Origin of the sequence: Endozoicomonas sp. YOMI1, from assembly GCF_024606345.1 — a bacterium.
In the GTDB taxonomy this organism is placed as follows: Bacteria; Pseudomonadota; Gammaproteobacteria; order Pseudomonadales; family Endozoicomonadaceae; genus Endozoicomonas.
The window spans coordinates 1-1,818 of sequence record NZ_JAHHPM010000317.1; the positions used below are offsets into that span (position 1 = coordinate 1).

Annotated in this window: 4 protein-coding genes; 2 read left to right on the plus strand and 2 right to left on the minus strand. The window is 50.7% G+C overall.

Translation table 11 applies throughout. From position 1 onward, the window contains the following. Positions 1-374: 374 nt before the first annotated feature. Together KDK15_RS21025 and KDK15_RS21030 are read left to right on the plus strand one after the other, a co-directional pair. Positions 375-530, plus strand: coding sequence for a sugar transferase (locus tag KDK15_RS21025; protein WP_306800315.1), 156 nt, complete (start codon positions 375-377; stop codon positions 528-530). A gap of 13 nt (positions 531-543) precedes the next feature. Further along, positions 544-894, plus strand: a complete 351-nt coding sequence (locus KDK15_RS21030) for a sugar transferase (RefSeq protein ID WP_373691366.1) — start codon at positions 544-546, stop codon at positions 892-894. 90 nt (positions 895-984) lie between these two features. Here the strand turns inward: KDK15_RS21030 and KDK15_RS11345 are convergent, their stop codons facing one another. Beyond that, positions 985-1,410 carry a PIN domain-containing protein gene (locus tag KDK15_RS11345; RefSeq protein WP_257295467.1) on the minus strand — a complete coding sequence of 142 codons (426 nt, stop codon included), beginning with the start codon at positions 1,408-1,410 and terminating at the stop codon, positions 985-987. Further along, positions 1,407-1,655, minus strand: a complete 249-nt coding sequence (locus tag KDK15_RS11350) for an AbrB/MazE/SpoVT family DNA-binding domain-containing protein (RefSeq protein ID WP_257295468.1) — start codon at positions 1,653-1,655, stop codon at positions 1,407-1,409. Before KDK15_RS11350 ends, KDK15_RS11345 begins: the two co-directional genes overlap by 4 nt. Between the last annotated feature and the right edge of the window lie 163 nt (positions 1,656-1,818).

The window sequence follows — 1,818 nt, forward strand, 5'->3', positions numbered from 1 at the left end:
AGGGTGAAAAGGTGCCAGCCCAGGAGAAAGTGGTTAGCCTGTATGAACCCCATACGGATATCATCGTAAAAGACAGGCGGCAAGTGCAGTACTTGGCCAGAGATGAAGCTTTTGATGAGTGCTGGCTCTGCGTGCCCTTTAACAAGAACTCCATTCTTCAGCCGGTGATGTTTGCCCTGCGCCATAGTACCGCCAATATCCGATATATGCCGGGGCTGCAGGATCTGCCGTTGCTGAACCATACCATTACCAAAATTGGTGACTTTTATTCTCTGGATATCAGCTGTTCGCCTATGGACAGCATTAACGCCATTATCAAACGAGTGTCGGATATTGTGATTGGCAGCCTGATTTTGCTGCTGATTTCGCCGGTGATGGTGGGTGTGGCCATTGCGGTGAAACTCTCCTCTCCGGGTCCGGTGTTTTTCAAGCAGTTTCGCCATGGGGCTTCTGGTCAGCAGGTGAAGGTGTATAAATTCCGCAGTATGAAGGTGCATCAGGAAGGCGAAGGTGGTGACCCAGGCCACTAAAGGTGATCCACGGGTGACAAAAGTTGGAGTCTTTATCCGCCGTACAAGCCTGGATGAGTTGCCCCAGTTTATTAATGTGTTGCAGGGGCGGATGTCTATTGTTGGCCCCCGGCCCCATGCCTTGGCTCATAACGAGTATTACAAGGATCTGGTGGAATCTTATATGAAACGCCATAAGGTAAAGCCAGGCATTACCGGGCTGGCCCAGGTGCGGGGCTTCCGGGGTGAAACCGATACGCTGGATAAGATGCAGCGCCGGGTGGAGTGTGATCTGGAATATATCAATAACTGGTCGTTGTGGCTGGATATCAAGATTATCATTGGCACTGTTTTTAAAGGGTTTATGAATCCTAACGGTTATTGATCCCTTCGGGCGCTGCCCGCTTCCCGCCGCCCGCTGCCCGAAAAAGATAAGCGGGTGCTTTTACGGGTAGCGGGTGGCGGGAGGCGTTCCTTAGTCATTCCCAACTTGCACCAGCGTGGTGACGATGGATAATGCCCCCAGCTTTTTGCGGCTTTCAAAACTGTAGAGCGTTAGGGCGCCTTTGCTGATGGCACGTCGGGCAATCAGGCAATCAGAGAAATCCACTTTGGGGTTTTCGCTGTAATCCATAAGCGCGCTCTGTAGGGCACTCCAGTCTTCAAAAATGAACCGGGTGTTACTGGCGAGCTGTTTGAGAACGGAGTGTATTTCTGCTTTGGTTAACTCAAAGACGGTTTCCAGCACCCACTCGGTTTCGGCCAGTACAATGTCTGAGAGGTAAACGGAGTCAGCAGAATTAATGGTTTCAGCCGCCACTCTCGCTTGCCAGGGCGGGTTACGGGCATCAATCGGCGCCAACAGATAACGCAACAGCACATTGGTATCAACAGCAATCATGATTCGCCCCGGAATTTTCTGGCGGCTTTGTCTTTGATGGCTTTTTTGGTGTCCTCTGGCGTTGGGTGTAGATGGGTATCACCAGGTAATTTGATGGTGCCAGAAAGATCATCGGAGGTCATCTTTACCAAATGTGCCACACCATCGCGCTCGAAAACCTGTATAAAGTCGCCTGGTTTTAGCCCGAGCTTTTGGCAGATACTTTGAGGAATAGTCACTTGCCTTTTGGTCGTTAATTTATGCACGTCACACCTCTTTCTGTATTACTTTGTTGTAATAGTAATACAATCGTAGGCAAAGGTTGTACACAGGGCAAGAAAGGTTGTGGCTAAAATGGCGCTTCCCGCTGCCCAAAAAAGCGCTGGTCTTTTCTTTTGCGGGTAGCGGGGAGTGGGCGGCGGGTAGCGA

Excerpts from the sequence above, each read along its gene's own strand:
- KDK15_RS21025 (WP_306800315.1), top strand. The coding sequence starts at position 375 with ATGGTGGGTGTGGCCATTGCGGTGAAACTCTCCTCTCCGGGTCCGGTG.
- KDK15_RS11345 (WP_257295467.1), bottom strand. The coding sequence starts at position 1,410 with ATGATTGCTGTTGATACCAATGTGCTGTTGCGTTATCTGTTGGCGCCG.